The 14,683-nt window shown below is 59.9% G+C and carries 15 protein-coding genes; 10 read left to right on the top strand and 5 right to left on the bottom strand.

Going from position 1 to position 14,683, the window contains the following annotated elements; all coding sequences use genetic code 11:
* Window positions 1-158 precede the first annotated feature (158 nt).
* From pstB to PspR84_RS28875, 4 genes are all read left to right on the top strand, one after another.
* Window positions 159-992 (top strand): phosphate ABC transporter ATP-binding protein PstB, encoded by an 834-nt coding sequence (pstB, locus tag PspR84_RS28890; protein ID WP_016985765.1) that lies wholly within the window; start codon window positions 159-161, stop codon window positions 990-992.
* A gap of 121 nt (window positions 993-1,113) precedes the next feature.
* Window positions 1,114-1,875, top strand: coding sequence for a phosphate signaling complex protein PhoU (gene phoU / locus PspR84_RS28885; protein WP_007954334.1), 762 nt, complete (start codon window positions 1,114-1,116; stop codon window positions 1,873-1,875).
* 176 nt (window positions 1,876-2,051) lie between these two features.
* On the top strand, window positions 2,052-3,008 hold the full coding sequence (locus PspR84_RS28880) for a response regulator (protein WP_160059960.1): 957 nt from the start codon (window positions 2,052-2,054) through the stop codon (window positions 3,006-3,008).
* Window positions 3,009-3,216: 208 nt separating this feature from the next.
* Window positions 3,217-4,113, top strand: coding sequence for a M23 family metallopeptidase (locus PspR84_RS28875; protein ID WP_160059959.1), 897 nt, complete (start codon window positions 3,217-3,219; stop codon window positions 4,111-4,113).
* A gap of 137 nt (window positions 4,114-4,250) precedes the next feature.
* Here PspR84_RS28875 and PspR84_RS28870 read toward each other — a convergent pair whose 3' ends face one another.
* From PspR84_RS28870 to phoB, 3 genes are all read right to left on the bottom strand, one after another.
* Window positions 4,251-5,591 carry a hemolysin family protein gene (locus tag PspR84_RS28870; RefSeq protein WP_007920256.1) on the bottom strand — a complete coding sequence of 447 codons (1,341 nt, stop codon included), beginning with the start codon at window positions 5,589-5,591 and terminating at the stop codon, window positions 4,251-4,253.
* Window positions 5,592-5,701: 110 nt separating this feature from the next.
* The gene (gene phoR / locus PspR84_RS28865) at window positions 5,702-6,988 is read right to left on the bottom strand and encodes a phosphate regulon sensor histidine kinase PhoR (protein WP_238785362.1); all 1,287 of its coding nucleotides are present in this window, start codon (window positions 6,986-6,988) and stop codon (window positions 5,702-5,704) included.
* A 139-nt stretch (window positions 6,989-7,127) separates the two neighbouring features.
* Complete coding sequence (gene phoB / locus PspR84_RS28860; RefSeq protein WP_007896474.1) at window positions 7,128-7,817, bottom strand: phosphate regulon transcriptional regulator PhoB; 690 nt, start codon at window positions 7,815-7,817, stop codon at window positions 7,128-7,130.
* A 151-nt stretch (window positions 7,818-7,968) separates the two neighbouring features.
* On the opposite strand from phoB, the gene PspR84_RS28855 reads away from it, so the two are divergent.
* On the top strand, window positions 7,969-8,352 hold the full coding sequence (locus tag PspR84_RS28855) for a hypothetical protein (RefSeq protein ID WP_160059957.1): 384 nt from the start codon (window positions 7,969-7,971) through the stop codon (window positions 8,350-8,352).
* Between the two features lie 114 nt (window positions 8,353-8,466).
* Here PspR84_RS28855 and ubiA read toward each other — a convergent pair whose 3' ends face one another.
* Window positions 8,467-9,357 carry a 4-hydroxybenzoate octaprenyltransferase gene (gene ubiA, locus PspR84_RS28850; protein WP_160059956.1) on the bottom strand — a complete coding sequence of 297 codons (891 nt, stop codon included), beginning with the start codon at window positions 9,355-9,357 and terminating at the stop codon, window positions 8,467-8,469.
* A complete protein-coding gene (locus tag PspR84_RS28845; RefSeq protein WP_160059955.1) occupies window positions 9,357-9,917 on the bottom strand; it encodes a chorismate lyase in 561 nt (186 codons plus the stop codon). The genes ubiA and PspR84_RS28845 overlap by 1 nt, the downstream gene beginning before the upstream one ends.
* Before the next feature lie 201 nt (window positions 9,918-10,118).
* Here PspR84_RS28845 and PspR84_RS28840 point away from each other — a divergent pair, with 201 nt between their 5' ends.
* From PspR84_RS28840 to tssB, 5 genes are all read left to right on the top strand, one after another.
* Window positions 10,119-10,286: a rubredoxin gene (locus PspR84_RS28840; RefSeq protein WP_034152097.1), complete on the top strand. Its 168-nt coding sequence runs from the start codon at window positions 10,119-10,121 to the stop codon at window positions 10,284-10,286.
* 21 nt (window positions 10,287-10,307) lie between these two features.
* Window positions 10,308-11,456: an FAD-dependent oxidoreductase gene (locus PspR84_RS28835; RefSeq protein ID WP_160059954.1), complete on the top strand. Its 1,149-nt coding sequence runs from the start codon at window positions 10,308-10,310 to the stop codon at window positions 11,454-11,456.
* A gap of 190 nt (window positions 11,457-11,646) precedes the next feature.
* Window positions 11,647-11,922, top strand: a complete 276-nt coding sequence (locus tag PspR84_RS28830; RefSeq protein WP_003213368.1) for an HU family DNA-binding protein — start codon at window positions 11,647-11,649, stop codon at window positions 11,920-11,922.
* 643 nt (window positions 11,923-12,565) lie between these two features.
* A complete protein-coding gene (gene tssA, locus PspR84_RS28825) occupies window positions 12,566-14,128 on the top strand; it encodes a type VI secretion system protein TssA (protein WP_007920270.1) in 1,563 nt (520 codons plus the stop codon).
* A gap of 32 nt (window positions 14,129-14,160) precedes the next feature.
* Entirely contained in the window at window positions 14,161-14,664 is a 504-nt protein-coding gene (gene tssB, locus PspR84_RS28820; protein ID WP_003229587.1) for a type VI secretion system contractile sheath small subunit, read from the top strand.
* Window positions 14,665-14,683: the final 19 nt, after the last annotated feature.

Genomic DNA, 14,683 nt, shown 5'->3' with positions numbered 1-14,683 from the left:
CAGCGATGCAGGCGACTCGGTCAGCCAGTAACACCGCGGTGATGCCATCGCTGGCAAGCCAGCTCCCACAAGGATCGGCGCAAGCCACAGATTTTCAGTAACCCATTGGCAAGGCCAGTGGTTCAACGAACCGAATTTGTTAGCACAGGGAGCCTCCCATGCAGCACGAAACACACACCCACGGCATCAACATGTCGGCCCTGGGCCGCGACAAGCAGAGCCTCAGTCTCGAACAGGAAACCGTTGCCATCGAAGTACCGGGCCTGAGCCTGTACTACGGCGAGAAACAAGCGCTGTTCGACGTCAGCATGAACATCCCGAAACAGCGCGTGACCGCCTTCATCGGCCCGTCCGGCTGCGGTAAGTCGACGCTGCTGCGCACCTTCAACCGCATGAACGATCTGGTTGACGGCTGCCGCGTAGAAGGCGCGATCAACCTGTACGGCAACAACATCTATCGCAAGGGCGAAGACGTTGCCGAGCTGCGTCGTCGCGTCGGCATGGTGTTCCAGAAGCCCAACCCGTTCCCGAAGACCATTTACGAAAACGTGGTGTACGGCCTGCGCATCCAGGGCATCAACAAGAAGCGCATTCTCGACGAGGCGGTAGAATGGGCGTTGAAAGGTGCGGCACTGTGGGACGAAGTCAAAGACCGTCTGCATGAATCGGCACTTGGCCTGTCCGGTGGTCAGCAACAGCGTCTGGTCATCGCCCGTACCATCGCGGTTGAGCCGGAAGTGCTGCTGCTCGACGAACCGTGCTCGGCCCTCGACCCGATCTCGACGCTGAAAGTCGAAGAGCTGATCTACGAGCTTAAATCCAAGTTCACCATCGTCATCGTCACGCACAACATGCAACAGGCCGCGCGGGTGTCCGACTACACGGCGTTCATGTACATGGGCAAACTGGTGGAATTCGGCGACACCGATACCCTGTTCACCAATCCGGCGAAGAAGCAGACCGAAGACTACATCACCGGTCGATACGGTTAACCGTACAGCCGCGAGCTTCAAGCTGCGAGCGGCAAGTCAAAGCGGTTCAGCGTAACGACAAATTTCAGCTTGCAGCTTGTAGCTTGCAGCTCTTGGTTAAAGCTTTTGCGGAGCGAACACAATGATTTCTAAGGAAGGCCTGACCCATCACATCTCTGCGCAGTTCAATGCTGAGCTCGAGGAAGTGCGCAGCCACCTCCTGGCCATGGGCGGGCTGGTCGAGAAACAGGTCAACGACGCGGTGACCGCGCTGATCGAGGCCGATTCCGGCCTGGCTCAGCAGGTGCGCGAGATCGATGACCAGATCAACCAGATGGAACGCAACATCGACGAAGAATGCCTGCGCATTCTCGCCCGTCGTCAGCCGGCGGCGTCCGACCTGCGTTTGATCATCAGCATCTCCAAGTCGGTGATCGACCTGGAGCGCATCGGTGACGAAGCGACCAAGATCGCCCGTCGTGCGATTCAGCTGTGCGAAGAAGGTGAAGCGCCGCGCGGTTATGTCGAGGTTCGTCACATTGGCGACCAGGTGCGCAACATGGTTCGTGATGCGCTGGACGCGTTTGCCCGTTTCGACGCCGACCTGGCGTTGTCGGTGGCGCAGTACGACAAGATCATCGACCGCGAATACAAGACCGCGCTGCGTGAGCTGGCCACCTACATGATGGAAGACCCGCGCTCTATCTCGCGGGTCTTGAGCATCATCTGGGTGCTGCGTTCGCTGGAACGCATCGGCGACCACGCGCGCAACATCTCCGAATTGGTCATTTACCTGGTGCGTGGCACCGACGTGCGCCACATGGGCCTCAAGCGCATGAAAGAAGAAGTTGAAGGCACAAGCGGCGAAACCGCTAATGTTCCGGGCGATGCTGACGATAAGTAAGATTGCCTGAGAAAAGCGCCCGGCCCTTTGGCCGGGCGTTTTTGTTTGTGCTTTTCATGGGCAGATTCGATTAAAAAGCAGCACCCGCGAACGAAAAGTCCCGGCGTGACTGAAGAGTTTTGGCAATGTGCCATCAGCCAGCGTTATGCTTGCCGGGATTTTAATAGGGGTGTTGGATGAGCAAGATCAGTGTGTTGGTCGTGGACGATGCTTCGTTCATTCGTGACCTGGTGAAAAAGTGCCTGCGTAATTACTTCCCGGGGATCCGCACCGAGGACGCCGTCAACGGTAAAAAGGCTCAGGCCATGCTGGCCAGAGAAGCCTTCGACCTGGTCCTGTGTGACTGGGAAATGCCGGAAATGTCCGGTCTCGAACTGCTGACCTGGTGCCGCGAGCAAGACAATTTGAAGACCATGCCGTTCGTTATGGTTACCAGCCGTGGCGACAAGGAAAACGTCGTGCAGGCGATTCAGGCCGGCGTTTCCGGCTACGTCAGCAAGCCGTTCACCAACGAGCAACTGCTGACCAAGGTCAAGCAGGCGCTGAACAAGGTCGGCAAGCTCGACACCCTGATGAACAGCGCGCCGACCAAGATGAACTCGGCGTTCGGCAACGATTCCCTGAGTGCCTTGACCGGTGGCAAGCCTGCCGTGGTTGGTGGTGCACCGGCAGCTGCGGCGGTCAACCCGTTCGCCAAACCGGCTGCTGCCGCGCCAGCGCCCGCCGCTGGGCCGTCCCGTGGTTTGCTCAACAGCCCACCGGTCAAGGCGCCAGCCGCCGCTTCAGCGCCGGCCAGCGGTCGTGGCCAAGGCCAATTGCGCCTGCCAAGCGGTACTCAGCAATGCGTGATCAAGGCCCTGAGCATCAAGGAAGCGTTGCTGGTGGTGAAACGCACCGACACCCTGCCGCAGATCCTCGACAGCGCCGTGCTCGATCTGGAGCAGGGCGACAATGCCGAAATCGCCCGCCTCAACGGTTACCTGCACGCGGTTGTCGCGTTTGAGCCGAAACCGGACAGCGACTGGCTGCAACTGACCTTCCGCTTCGTTGATCAGGACGCGCAGAAGCTCGACTACATCTCCCGCCTGATCGCTCGCGGCACGGCGCAGAAGCACTTTGTTCCAGGCGCGTAATTTTCGTCGTCTGACAGTCCGCTATCGCGAGCAGGCTCGCTCCCACCCTGGAATGCATTCCAAATGTGGGAGCGAGCCTGCTCGCGAAGGGTCCATCAAAAGCACCACCCATCTCCCGCTCCTGCCAATTTGAAACATCTGTCGACTAGCCTGGTCTGCTTCACCTGCTAGGCTCATTCCCAGGCCTTACTTCGACAGACTCTTGCCCATGCTCGCGCGCCTGCTGTTTTTCTGTGGTCTCTTCATGGCCTCCACCTCGGCTGTGGCCATGACCATTTACAAATCCACCGATGCCAACGGCGTGGTCTCGTACAGCGACCGGCCGAGCAAAGGCGCGCAGGTGTTCGTTTTTCAGGACCGGATGGTCGAGCGCCTGGAGCGGCAGGTCTATCTCGACATCAAAAAACAGAAAGGCACTGACGTGGTGTTCGTGCGCAATGATCTGTATGCGCCGGTCGAGGTGGCGCTGGCGTTTACCGGGATGAGCAATGTGCGTGGCGCGCCAGCACAAACCATCCGCCGGGTGCTGCCGGCGCGCAGCAATACGCGGTTGGCGTTGCTGACGGCGGTGTCCGGCAAGCAGCCGATGGTGTACACGCCGCAATTTCACTATTCCCTCGGTGACCCTGCCGGCACCGCGCAGGGCTATCGCTATCCGCTGCCATGGCGCGGTGGGCCTTTCCGTCTGAGTCAGGGCGCCAACGGCCAATACAGCCACTACGGGCCGAAGAACAAGTACGCGATGGACATCGCCATGCCGGTCGGCACGCCGATCATTGCCGCGCGGGCAGGGGTGGTGGTGAAAACCGAAAATTCGCAGAGCGGGCGCGGCAATGATGCGTCCGGCAATTTCGTGCGGGTGCTGCACGACGACGGCACCATGGGTGTGTACCTGCACCTCAAGCAAGGTTCGGTGAGCGTGCGTGAAGGGCAGCGGGTGGCGGTGGGCAGTCCGCTGGCACTCTCGGGCAACACCGGCAACAGCAGCGGCCCGCACCTGCACTTCGTGGTGCAGCGCAACAGCGGGGCGGGGCTGGTTTCGATTCCCTACCAGTTCAACCAGCCGCTGGGGGCGTTGCCCAACTTTGCGTTGGGCAAGCAATAAAGCAAAAAAGATCGTCCGATCGCGGCCCGAACCTGCGGCAGCTCCTACATAGGAATGCGATCCCTGTAGGAGCTGCCGCAGGTTCGGGCCGCGATCGGACGATCTTTTAGCAGGCAACGCGGTATCCCGCATTGCACTCAATCCAGCATCAACACCTTGGCCAGCACAATCTTCGGCCCTTTCATCTTCTTGATGATGATCCGCAGGCCTTCGACTTCCAGCACTTCTTCCTCTTCCGGCACCCGTTTCAGGGTTTCGTAGACCAGCCCGGCAAGGGTTTCCGCTTCGATGTGATCAAGGTCGATGCCCAACAGGCGTTCCACCTTGAACAGCGGCGTGTCACCACGCACCAAGAGCTTGCCCGGCTGATAAGCGAGGATCCCGCGCTCCGCTTTGCGGTGTTCGTCCTGAATATCGCCGACCAGCACTTCCAGCACGTCTTCCATGGTCAGGTAGCCGATGATGTTGCCATCAGCCTCTTCGACCACGGCGAAGTGCGAGCCACCCTTGCGGAACTGCTCCAGCAGCTGCGACAGCGGCATGTGGCGCGACACCCGCTCCAGTGGACGGGTCAGTTCAGCGAGGTTGAACGACTCGGGAATGTGGTCCAGCGCCGCCAGCTCCAACAGCAGATCCTTGATGTGCAGCAGGCCGACGAACTCCTGGCGCTCGCTGTCGTACACCGGATAACGGCTGAACTTGTGGCGACGGAACATCGCCAGGATTTCTTTCAGCGGCGCATTGAATTCCAGGGTGATCAAGTCTTCGCGGGAGTTGGCCCAGTCGACCACTTCCAGCTCGCCCATTTCCACCGCCGACGCCAATACACGCATGCCCTGATCACTTGGATCCTGGCCGCGACTGGAATGCAGGATCAGTTTCAGTTCTTCGCGGCTGTAATGGTGTTCGTGATGCGGGCCGGGTTCGCCCTGGCCGGCGATCCGCAGAATCGCGTTGGCGCTGGCGTTGAGCAGATAGATCGCCGGGTACATCGCCCAGTAGAACAGGTACAGCGGCACCGCCGTCCACAGCGACAGCAGCTCGGGTTTGCGGATCGCCCAGGATTTCGGGGCCAGTTCACCGACCACAATGTGCAGGTACGAAATGATGAAGAACGCGGTGAAGAACGATACGCCTTTGACGATCTCCGGCGACTGCACGCCGACCGCGCTCAGCAGCGGTTCGAGAATGTGCGCAAAGGCCGGCTCACCGACCCAACCGAGGCCAAGCGAGGCGAGAGTGATACCGAGCTGGCACGCCGAGAGGTACGCATCGAGCTGACTGTGTACGGTGCGCAGGATGTGCCCGCGCCAGCCGTTCTGATCAGCGATGGCCTCGACCCGGGTCGAGCGCAGTTTGACCATGGCGAATTCCGCCGCAACGAAAAAGCCGTTGAGCAAAACCAGGATCAGAGCAAAAAGGATCATGCCGAAATCGGCGAATATTGTTGCGAGGGACAAGCCAGGGGAAGGGTCCATGATGGAGTTTTGCGGGTTCCGTGTGATTCAAAAGAGAGAAAAGTCGCGCCTGAAAGGCAGGCACAAGTCAGCCAATGTAGCGGCTGACCTGGCGATTGCCTAGTGCGACATTACTCAGCGGCGCTGATCGCCCGCGCCTGGGCCACTTGCGCCGGGGCGAAATGGCAGGTGAACGTGCTGCCGTGACCGGGCACGCTGCTGATCTCCATGCGTGCGCGGTGGCGCAGCAGCACGTGCTTGACGATGGCCAGGCCGAGCCCGGTGCCCCCGGTGTTGGAGTTGCGGCTGGAGTCGACGCGGTAGAAGCGTTCGGTCAGGCGCGGCAAGTGTTTGCTGTCGATGCCGATCCCGGAATCCTGCACGCTGAGGTGCGCGCCCTGATCGTCGCCCCACCAGCGAATGCGGATGTTGCCCTCGGCCGGGGTGTACTTCACCGCGTTGAACACCAGATTGGAAAACGCACTGCGCAATTCCGCCTCGCTGCCCTTGAGCAACAGGCCGGCATCGGCTTCCAGCGTTATGCGCTGGTTCTTTGAGCCGGACAATTGCTGCGCATCGCTCTTGATCGATTGCAGCAGGGTGTCGACTTGCACCGGCTGGTTGTCCGACGGGTAATCGGTGGCTTCGAGTTTCGCCAGCAGCAACAAATCGTTGAGCAGTGTCTGCATGCGCCCGCCCTGTTGTTGCATTTGCTGCAGGGCGCGGCTCCAGCGTGGATTCACTTCCTCGACGTTGTCGAGCAGGGTTTCCAGATAGCCGCAGATCACCGTCAGCGGCGTGCGCAATTCGTGAGAGACGTTGGCGATGAAGTCTTTGCGCATCTGTTCCAGCTGATGGATGCGTGTGACGTCGCGCACCAGCATCAAGTGTTCATTGTTGCCGTAGCGGGTCAGATACAACTGAATGCGCACGCGATCATTGGTTGGCGAGGGGATTTCCAGTGGCTCGGCGTAGCTGTTCTGCTCGAAGTATTCCTTGAAGCGTGGATGGCGCACCAGGTTGGTCACCGGTTGGCCGCTGTCCTGCGGAGTCTTGAGGCCGAGCAGGGTTTCGGCAGCACGGTTCCACCATTCCAGGTTGCCGTCGCTGTCGAGCATGATTACCGCGTCTTTCAGCGCAGCGGTGGATTCCTGCACCCGGTCGATCACCGCTTGCAGGCGCCCGCGCACACGTTGGTCGCGGCGTTGCAGGTGGTAGATGCTGTCGAACACTTCGCCCCACAGGCCATAGCCGTCCGGCGGTGCTTCGTCGGGTTGGTGCTGGCGCAGCCACTCGTGCAGACGCAGCAACTGCTTGAGCGTCCAGCCCAGATAAATACCCAGACCCGCCGCGAGGCTCCAGCCGTAATAGCCGGTGATCAGGCCGATCACCAGACACGCTGTGACCAGCAACAGCATGTGGCGAATCAGGGTGCCATGCCAGTTTTGATTCACGGGGGCGTCCTTAGCCGCAGCTTCAAGTTTCAAGCTGCAAGCTACAAGTCAGAGCGGCTCGCTGTTGCTTGCCGCTTGTAGCTAGAAGCTTGCAGCTGTTTTTTTATGCTTTTGTGGAAAACCGGTAGCCGGTGCCGCGCACGGTTTGTACCAGATTTTCGTAAGCGTCGCCGAGGGCCTTGCGCAGGCGGCGGATGTGCACGTCGACGGTGCGTTCTTCAACGTAGACGTTGCCGCCCCAGACCTGATCCAGCAACTGGCCACGGGTGTAGGCGCGTTCTTGGTGGGTCATGAAGAATTGCAGCAGACGGTATTCGGTCGGGCCCATCTCGGCGGGTTTGCCGTCGATGGTCACGCGGTGGCTGATCGGGTCGAGCAGCAGGCCGCCGACTTCGATCGGTGCTTCGCCGTCGGTCGGGCCGGCGCGACGCAGCACGGCTTTCAGGCGGGCAACCAGTTCGCGCGGGGAAAACGGTTTGGTGATGTAGTCGTCGGCGCCGACTTCAAGCCCCTGGATCTTGTTGTCCTCTTCGCCCTTGGCGGTGAGCATGATGATCGGGATGTCCCCGGTCAGCTCGTCGCGCTTCAGGCGACGGGCCAGCTCGATACCCGAGGTGCCGGGCAGCATCCAGTCGAGCAGGATCAGGTCCGGCTTGCGGTCGACGATGATGGCGTGGGCCTGCTGCGAGTTCTCCGCCTCGAGGCAGTCATAGCCGGCCATTTCCAACGCAACGGCGATCATTTCGCGAATGGGCGCTTCGTCGTCGACGATCAGAATGCTCCTGCCAACCATGCCTTAATCCTCTTGTCATTTAACTGTCTTGCGCCGCATTAGATAACGGAATTATTGCAGTCGTGTGACAGTATTTTAGTCCGGCGGCGATTGTGCAAATCCTCAACTAAGCTCTAAGTCCGAATCCTGACAACCACAAAAGAAGGTTTCCATGACTCAAATGACTGTTTCTTTCAAAGCCCTGCTGATGGCTGCGGCCCTGACATTGCCTGGATTTGCACTGGCTGCGGATCCGGCGATGGAGAAGGACGGCATGTACACCGACCACAAGGGCATGACCCTGTATACCTTCGCCAAGGACGCGGGCGGCAAGTCGATGTGCAACGACAAATGCGCAACGAACTGGCCGCCGTTGATGGCTGAGGCAGGCGATAAGTCGATGGGTGACTGGACTGTCATCAAGCGTGACGACGGCAAGATGCAGTGGGCCTACCAAGGCATGCCGCTGTACACCTTTGTGATGGACAAGAAAGCCGGTGACATGACCGGCGACGGCAAAATGGACGGCGCGTGGAAAGTCGCCAAGGCCAAATAAACGCAAATCCCCTGTGGGAGCGAGCCTGCTCGCGAAAGCGGTGTGTCAGTTAACGTAATGGCTGACTGACACGACGCATTCAGCGAGCAGGCTCGCTCCCACAGTTGTGAATCCTTATCGCAACGCGTAATCCAGCACGATCCCGACGAAAATCGCCAACCCGGCCCAGTGGTTGTGCAAAAACGCCTTGAAGCAACGCATGCGGTCGCGATCGCGGGTGTACCAGAATTCCCACGCATAACAGCCAGCAGCCACCAGCAAGCCGAGATGGAACCACGTCCCCAACTCGAACTTCGACCCCGCCAGCAACAGGCAACCCAGCGACAACGCCTGCAAACTGAGGATGATCACCCGGTCCGCCTCGCCAAAAAGAATCGCCGTCGACTTCACGCCGATCTTCAAGTCGTCATCGCGATCGGTCATCGCGTAATAGGTGTCGTAACCCACCGTCCACAACAGATTGGCGATCCACAGCAGCCAAGCCGCTGCCGGCAGCTCGCCGGTTTCGGCTGTGAACGCCATCGGCATGCCCCATGAGAACGCCGCGCCCAGCACCACTTGCGGGTAATAGGTGTAGCGCTTCATGAACGGATAAGTGAAGGCCAGCGCCAAACCGCCCAGCGACAACCAGATGGTCGGCGCGTTGGTGCACAGCACCAGCAGAAAACTCACGCCCATCAACAGCGCGAAGAACACCAATGCTTCTTTCGAGCTGATTCTGCCCGCAGCCAATGGCCGTTGCGCGGTGCGTTTGACGTGGCCGTCGACCTTGCGATCGGCCCAGTCGTTGATCACACAACCTCCGGCGCGGGTCAGCACTACGCCGAGGACGAAAATCACGATGTTGGCCAACGACGGCGAGCCTTTGCCGGCAATCCACAGCGCCCATAGCGTCGGCCACAGCAGCAGGTAAATGCCGATCGGCTTGTCCATGCGGGTCAACTGAACGAAATCCCAGGCGCGCGGGTTCAAGCGGTTCAGGGACTTGAGCAGGCTCTGATACATCAGCAGTTCTCCGGATGGGCGCGGGCGGCGCTCCACAGGCTAGGCAGGAAGATTTCCGCGACCAGCACGCTCAACGCGCCACGGTCGAAGCGCGAACGGCGACCCCACAATTCGGGCGCTTTCGCGGCTGGTGGCAGCCATTGTTCAGGGTAGTGGCAAACTTCGAGGGCGCGACGCTGGAACGCCTGATCGCAAAACAGCAATTCGCCCAGCGAGCGGCTGCCCAGTTCATCCATGTGCAAACCGTCGCCCTGCAGGGCGGCGCGCGAGGCGACGCTGCGGGCAAACACCCAGGCCTCGCCGTGACCGCGCAAATACACCTCTCGCACCCAGCCTTCGCTGCCTTCGGCCAGATCTAGCGCGGCACATTCGTCAGCGCGCAGGGTGTCCCAGCCTTCGAACAGCGGCGTCACGCTGAAGCCGTCGCCGGACAGCCGGGTCAGGCGGCGGGTGAGGGAGCCTTCGTCGAACAGCCAGTCGAGGGTCAACGAATCGGGGAGGGGCGTCAGTCGGCTTTGGGTCAGCCAGAGCGGGGTCGGGCAGGCATTTGAATGTTGCACAATGAGTCATTATTGGCCGCAAATGAGGCGGCGAGCTTACCATGGCGAGCTGCGAGATTGATTGATCCGGGGCGCCATTGCGCCGAACAGGCTTGCATCTGCCCGGCTCCATCAGTACAAAACGCCCTGAGCCGGATGGCAGCGCAACACCCATCGACCATCCGCGCCGGCAATAAGCCTGAACCCTGAGGAAGTACTTGAATGAAAAAGTGGCAATGTGTGGTCTGCGGCCTGATCTACAACGAAGCCGACGGCTGGCCGGATGACGGCATTGCGCCGGGCACCCTGTGGCAGGACGTGCCGGAAGACTGGCTGTGCCCCGACTGCGGCGTCGGCAAGCTGGACTTCGAAATGATCGAAATCAACTAAGCAAATCGAAAGGAGTAAGGCATGAGCGCACCTGTCGTCATCATTGGCACTGGGCTGGCGGGCTATAACCTGGCCCGCGAGTTTCGCAAGCTCGACAGCGAAACCCCGCTGCTGCTGATCACCGCCGATGACGGCCGCTCTTACTCCAAGCCGATGCTCTCCACCGGTTTCGGCAAGAACAAAGACGCCGACGGCCTGAGCATGGCCGAACCGGGCGCGATGGCCGAGCAGTTGAAGGCCGAGGTGCGCACTCATACGCGCATCAGCGGCATCGACGCCGGCCACAAGCGCTTGTGGATTGGCGAGGAGGCGGTGTACTACCGCGACCTGATCCTCGCCTGGGGCGCAGAAACCGTGCGTGTGCCCATCGAAGGCGATGGCGCCGATCTGGTGTTCCCGATCAATGATCTTGAAGACTACGCACGTTTCCGCGCCGCTGCGGCGGGCAAGCGTCGGGTGCTGCTGCTCGGTGCTGGCCTGATTGGCTGCGAGTTTGCCAATGACCTGATTCTTGGCGGCTACGAAGTGCAACTGGTGGCGCCGTGCGAACAAGTCATGCCGATGCTGCTGCACCCGGCCGCTGCGGCAGCGGTGCAGGCCGGGCTGGAAAGCCTGGGTGCGAAATTCCACCTCGGTCCGGTGCTGACCCGATTGCAGAGAGTTGCCGACGGCCTCGAAGCGCATCTGTCCGACGGCCAGGTCATTCCTTGCGACGTGGTGGTTTCGGCCATCGGCTTGCGCCCGCGTATCGATCTGGCGGCGGCCGCTGGCGTACAGGTCAACCGCGGCGTCGTGGTGGATCGCCATCTGAAAACCTCCCACGCCAACATCTATGCCTTGGGCGATTGTGCCGAAGTCGATGGGCTGAATCTGCTGTACGTGATGCCCCTCATGAGTTGTGCGCGAGCACTGGCACAAACCCTCGCCGGAAACCCGACCGCGGTGAGCTACGGCCCGATGCCGATCACCGTTAAAACCCCGGTGTGCCCACTGGTGGTTTCGCCGCCGCCACGGGGCAGCGAAGGCGTCTGGACGGTTGAAGGGCAGGGCGCCGACATCAAAGCCTTGTGCCACAGCGCAGACGGTCAATTGCTTGGTTACACGCTGACAGGCGCGGCAGTCATGGAAAAACTCGCCCTGAACAAACAGCTTCCGGCGCTGCTGGCGTAAATACCGGTCGTTCTGTCGGAATCACCCCGCTTTTGCCCCGACAAAGGTCGCGGGGAGACTGGCGCCGCCGGTATCCGCGTGCCATTCTCACTCCCGTCTGCCGCAGAGTAGAGCCTGCGGCGCCTTGGGCGCTGTTCCAACGAGAACAGCACGGACATAACAACAAAAAACCGTCAAAGGGGCTTCACTAATGCGTAAACCAGAACTCGCCGCTGCAATCGCTGAAAAAGCAGATCTGACCAAAGAGCAGGCCAACCGCGTACTCAACGCCGTTCTCGAAGAAATCACCGGCGCTCTGCACCGCAAGGACAGCGTGACGCTGGTCGGCTTCGGCACCTTCCTGCAGCGCCACCGCGGCGCCCGCACCGGCAAAAACCCGCAGACCGGCGAACCGGTCAAAATCAAGGCCAGCAACACCGTGGCGTTCAAGCCAGGCAAATCGTTGAAAGACAGCGTCAATCCTTAATTGCGGCGAACTCCTCGAATAACGGGGAGAACCGCAGAAAAAAATGGGCACACCGATTGCGGTCGGGTGCCCATTTTTTATGCCTGCCGATTTATTCTGGCGTGAAGCCTTAATAAAGGCCGACTGACTGATTGCGTTTGTTGGCTATCGATCAGCCTCACACAGTTAAATCAATACTCTATATATAAAAGCCATCATATTGATGGCACTTTCTGAGTTGTTGGTTGTCTCGCTGTGATTTGTTGAAACAACACTGAAGTCTTTCGGAATCATCCTACATCCGATTTTTTCAAAACCCGTCATGCTCCGCGTCATTCTCGCCTGCCCCGGTTTCCGGTGATCGATGGCAGTTGGAACGATCGCTCTAAATCAAGCTTTCCCGGTGTTTTGTACGGGTATGCGAATATAAACAGAGCATCGGGGATTCCCTGACTGAATATAGGGAAACCTCCTACAACAAACAAAGAACACTTCGTCTTGTTGTTTAATCAGATGCTTGCTAGTGGCCATCATAGTGATTACGATGCGCCCACTTGAAAGAGCACATCTCAATTGGATGAGTCGCACCACCGCTCTTCGATACTGTCCCGCGCCGCGGTTACTCCAATAGGCGCCTGACTGTAATCCTTAATAAAGGCCATGGATGTCCTACTCAAGCAAACTTTCCGCCCATTACCTCGAACTCGCTAAAGTCTCTGTTTCCAAAGAGAATTTCGCGGGCGAAGACGTTCGTTTTTCGAGCGAATTCGAGGCGCTGGAAAGCGAGCTGGCCAAAGCCTCTTCGATGCACGAAAGCGGGCAGATCGACTGGCTGAAAATTCGCGAAAACAGCGAAAATCTGCTGCGTACCCAATCCAAGGATTTGCGTGTCGGCGCCTGGCTGACCTGGTCGCTGTACCAGCGCGAATCCTTCCCCGGGCTGCTGGCCGGGCTCGGGTTGCTGCACCATCTGTCGGAAAACAACTGGGCCGACGTTCACCCGCTCAAACCCCGCACCCGTGCCGCCGCCATCGGCTGGCTGGTGCCGCGTCTCGAGCAGGTCATCACCGAAAACATTGCGATCAAAGAGCAGTTGCCGATGTTCCGGCAGCTGTCCGAGCACCTGTCCGGTCTCGAAGCGGCTTGTGCTGAGCACTTGGGTGATGACTCGCCGCTGTTGCTGCCGATTTCCCGTCGCCTGAAAACCATGATCCAGCGCGCGGCCGACAACCAACCGGCCCCCGGCGTTGTGGGTGCGGCAGTGGCGCAGGTCAAGCAGGCCGCGAGCCAGTTGCTCACCCCTGGCGCACCGATCGATAACGAACGAGACGCGCACAAAGCCCTGCGCGCCCAACAGGAAAGCGCGCGTCCGCTGTGCGCCTGGTGGCTCAAGCAGAAAGCCACCGACCTGCGCGCCCTGCGCCTCAATCGCACGCTGTTGTGGATGACCATCGACGCGGTGCCGGAGCGCAACGCCGAGCAGATCACCGTATTGCGCGGTCTGCCGCTGGAAAAACTCAAGCTCTATCAGGACCGTTTCGATCAGGGCAAATACGCTGATCTGCTGGTGGAACTGGAGGCGAGCCTGGCGAAGGCGCCGTTCTGGTTCGATGGCCAGAGGATGGTCTGGGAATGTCTCCAGAACCTCAACGCCGAGTTGGCAATGCGCGAAGTGGAAATCCACTTCGCGCTTTTGGTTCAACGGCTGCCCGGCATTGTCGAGTTGCGTTTCCATGACGGCGCGCCGTTTGCCGATCCGTCCACCCGGGCGTGGATCGCCGCCAACGTCATGCCGCACCTGCAAAGCGCCAGTGCGCCGCGCAAGGTCGAAAGCGAAAACGTCGAAACCCAGCCGGCCTGGGAAAAAGCCCTCGAAGAAGTCCTGCCGCTGCTGCGCAAGGAAGGCCTGAAGCCTGCCGTGCAGACGCTCAAGCAGGGTTTGCAATCCGCTCACGGTGGGCGCGAACGCTTCTTCTGGCAGTTCGCCCTCGCACGCCTGTGCTTCATGGCCAAGAAATACGAACTGGCCAAGAACCAGCTGGAAACCCTCGATCAGACATTACAGGACTCAGGCCTGCACGCCTGGGAGCCCGATCTTGCATTGGAAGTGCTGCATCTACTGCATAGCTGCTGCGAGTTATTGCCGCAGAACCATGCCGTACGTGAACGCAAGGAAGAGATTTATCGCAGGCTGTGCCACCTCGACCTCGAAGTGGTACTCGAATAGGCCCCAGGGCCACAACCGCAAGGAGAAAAGCCATGGCCAAAGAAGGCTCGGTAGCCCCCAAGGAACGCATCAACGTCACCTTCAAACCCGCCACCGGCGGTGCTCAGGAAGAGATTGAACTGCCGCTGAAGCTGCTGGCAATCGGTGACTACACCCACCGCAAGGACGATCGCAAAATCGAAGATCGCAAGCCGATCAGCATCGACAAGATGACCTTCGACGAAGTGTTGGCCAAGCAAGAGCTGGGTCTGACGCTGAGCGTGCCGAACCGTCTGCAGGAAGATGGCGAGGCCGACGAGCTGGCTGTGCAACTGCGCGTCAATTCGATGAAGGACTTCAACCCGGCCAGCCTGGTCGAGCAAGTGCCTGAGCTGAAAAAACTGATGGAACTGCGCGATGCGCTGGTGGCCCTCAAAGGCCCGCTGGGTAACGCACCTGCGTTCCGTAAAGCGATCGAAGGCGTGCTCGCCGACGACGAATCCCGCGGTCGCGTACTCGGTGAGCTGGGCCTGAACGCCGCAGCCCCGGACGCCTGAGACTCCAGCCAAGGAAGCC

Origin of the sequence: Pseudomonas sp. R84 (assembly GCF_009834515.1) — a bacterium.
Lineage (GTDB): Bacteria > Pseudomonadota > Gammaproteobacteria > Pseudomonadales > Pseudomonadaceae > Aquipseudomonas.
The sequence above is the reverse complement of the archived record's forward strand: the minus strand, read 5'-3'. Positions and strand labels throughout refer to the sequence as shown.

Excerpts from the sequence above, each read along its gene's own strand:
- phoR (WP_238785362.1), bottom strand. The coding sequence starts at position 6,988 with ATGCTGTTGCTGGTCACAGCGTGTCTGGTGATCGGCCTGATCACCGGC.
- tssB (WP_003229587.1), top strand. The coding sequence starts at position 14,161 with ATGGCCAAAGAAGGCTCGGTAGCCCCCAAGGAACGCATCAACGTCACC.
- PspR84_RS28875 (WP_160059959.1), top strand. The coding sequence starts at position 3,217 with ATGCTCGCGCGCCTGCTGTTTTTCTGTGGTCTCTTCATGGCCTCCACC.
- PspR84_RS28870 (WP_007920256.1), bottom strand. The coding sequence starts at position 5,591 with ATGGACCCTTCCCCTGGCTTGTCCCTCGCAACAATATTCGCCGATTTC.
- PspR84_RS28880 (WP_160059960.1), top strand. The coding sequence starts at position 2,052 with ATGAGCAAGATCAGTGTGTTGGTCGTGGACGATGCTTCGTTCATTCGT.
- pstB (WP_016985765.1), top strand. The coding sequence starts at position 159 with ATGCAGCACGAAACACACACCCACGGCATCAACATGTCGGCCCTGGGC.
- PspR84_RS28855 (WP_160059957.1), top strand. The coding sequence starts at position 7,969 with ATGACTCAAATGACTGTTTCTTTCAAAGCCCTGCTGATGGCTGCGGCC.
- phoB (WP_007896474.1), bottom strand. The coding sequence starts at position 7,817 with ATGGTTGGCAGGAGCATTCTGATCGTCGACGACGAAGCGCCCATTCGC.
- PspR84_RS28840 (WP_034152097.1), top strand. The coding sequence starts at position 10,119 with ATGAAAAAGTGGCAATGTGTGGTCTGCGGCCTGATCTACAACGAAGCC.
- ubiA (WP_160059956.1), bottom strand. The coding sequence starts at position 9,357 with ATGTATCAGAGCCTGCTCAAGTCCCTGAACCGCTTGAACCCGCGCGCC.
- PspR84_RS28835 (WP_160059954.1), top strand. The coding sequence starts at position 10,308 with ATGAGCGCACCTGTCGTCATCATTGGCACTGGGCTGGCGGGCTATAAC.
- PspR84_RS28830 (WP_003213368.1), top strand. The coding sequence starts at position 11,647 with ATGCGTAAACCAGAACTCGCCGCTGCAATCGCTGAAAAAGCAGATCTG.
- tssA (WP_007920270.1), top strand. The coding sequence starts at position 12,566 with ATGTCCTACTCAAGCAAACTTTCCGCCCATTACCTCGAACTCGCTAAA.
- phoU (WP_007954334.1), top strand. The coding sequence starts at position 1,114 with ATGATTTCTAAGGAAGGCCTGACCCATCACATCTCTGCGCAGTTCAAT.